The sequence below is a fragment of the Acinetobacter sp. WCHA39 genome, assembly GCF_002165385.1.
Taxonomy (GTDB): Bacteria; Pseudomonadota; Gammaproteobacteria; order Pseudomonadales; family Moraxellaceae; genus Acinetobacter.
Genome location: NZ_NHRP01000064.1, coordinates 1 through 1,911, shown reverse-complemented (window position 1 = coordinate 1,911; position 1,911 = coordinate 1). Strand labels below are relative to the sequence as shown.

The following is a 1,911-nucleotide window of genomic DNA, read 5'->3' as shown; positions in this document are numbered from 1 at the left end:
CGTGGTGGAGACTAGGAGAGTCGAACTCCTGACCTCCTGCGTGCAAAGCAGGCGCTCTACCAACTAAGCTAAGTCCCCAGCTTATCATTTAATGAACGACATATCTTTCAGATTTGGTGGGTCTGACAAGACTTGAACTTGTGACCCCACGCTTATCAAGCGTGTGCTCTAACCAACTGAGCTACAGACCCTCAGATACATCTTCGAAGAACAACTTGTTGTGGATTCTTACCGATCGTCAATCTTTCGTTAAGGAGGTGATCCAGCCGCAGGTTCCCCTACGGCTACCTTGTTACGACTTCACCCCAGTCATCGGCCACACCGTGGTAAGCGTCCTCCTTGCGGTTAGACTACCTACTTCTGGTGCAACAAACTCCCATGGTGTGACGGGCGGTGTGTACAAGGCCCGGGAACGTATTCACCGCGGCATTCTGATCCGCGATTACTAGCGATTCCGACTTCATGGAGTCGAGTTGCAGACTCCAATCCGGACTACGATCGGCTTTTTGAGATTAGCATCCTATCGCTAGGTAGCAACCCTTTGTACCGACCATTGTAGCACGTGTGTAGCCCTGGCCGTAAGGGCCATGATGACTTGACGTCGTCCCCGCCTTCCTCCAGTTTGTCACTGGCAGTATCCTTAAAGTTCCCATCCGAAATGCTGGCAAGTAAGGAAAAGGGTTGCGCTCGTTGCGGGACTTAACCCAACATCTCACGACACGAGCTGACGACAGCCATGCAGCACCTGTATCTAGATTCCCGAAGGCACCAATCCATCTCTGGAAAGTTTCTAGTATGTCAAGGCCAGGTAAGGTTCTTCGCGTTGCATCGAATTAAACCACATGCTCCACCGCTTGTGCGGGCCCCCGTCAATTCATTTGAGTTTTAGTCTTGCGACCGTACTCCCCAGGCGGTCTACTTATCGCGTTAGCTGCGCCACTAAAGCCTCAAAGGCCCCAACGGCTAGTAGACATCGTTTACGGCATGGACTACCAGGGTATCTAATCCTGTTTGCTCCCCATGCTTTCGTACCTCAGCGTCAGTATTAGGCCAGATGGCTGCCTTCGCCATCGGTATTCCTCCAGATCTCTACGCATTTCACCGCTACACCTGGAATTCTACCATCCTCTCCCATACTCTAGCTGACCAGTATCGAATGCAATTCCTAAGTTAAGCTCAGGGATTTCACATCCGACTTAATCAGCCGCCTACGCACGCTTTACGCCCAGTAAATCCGATTAACGCTCGCACCCTCTGTATTACCGCGGCTGCTGGCACAGAGTTAGCCGGTGCTTATTCTGCGAGTAACGTCCACTATCCTAGAGTATTAATCTAAGTAGCCTCCTCCTCGCTTAAAGTGCTTTACAACCAAAAGGCCTTCTTCACACACGCGGCATGGCTGGATCAGGCTTCCGCCCATTGTCCAATATTCCCCACTGCTGCCTCCCGTAGGAGTCTGGGCCGTGTCTCAGTCCCAGTGTGGCGGATCATCCTCTCAGACCCGCTACAGATCGTCGCCTTGGTAGGCCTTTACCCCACCAACTAGCTAATCCGACTTAGGCTCATCTATTAGCGCAAGGTCCGAAGATCCCCTGCTTTCCCCCGTAGGGCGTATGCGGTATTAGCATTCCTTTCGGAATGTTGTCCCCCACTAATAGGCAGATTCCTAAGCATTACTCACCCGTCCGCCGCTAAGATAAGGTGCAAGCACCTCATCTCCGCTCGACTTGCATGTGTTAAGCCTGCCGCCAGCGTTCAATCTGAGCCATGATCAAACTCTTCAGTTTAAAATCATTTGTACTTTACTAAAAGTACTAAATCTGGCTCATCAATTTTCTGACTAAAAATTCGCTCAAATAAACTTCGAGAAATTCTTACCATTCAATCAATGAAATATTTTCGATCGATCAA

At 50.3% G+C, this 1,911-nt stretch carries 2 tRNA genes and 1 rRNA gene; all 3 read right to left on the bottom strand.

Annotated features, from left to right (window positions below):
- Positions 1-2 precede the first annotated feature (2 nt).
- Positions 3-78 (bottom strand) — tRNA-Ala (locus CDG56_RS16380).
- A 36-nt stretch (positions 79-114) separates the two neighbouring features.
- A tRNA-Ile gene (locus tag CDG56_RS16375) sits at positions 115-191 on the bottom strand.
- A 59-nt stretch (positions 192-250) separates the two neighbouring features.
- Positions 251-1,787: ribosomal RNA gene (locus CDG56_RS16370) — 16S ribosomal RNA — on the bottom strand.
- Between the last annotated feature and the right edge of the window lie 124 nt (positions 1,788-1,911).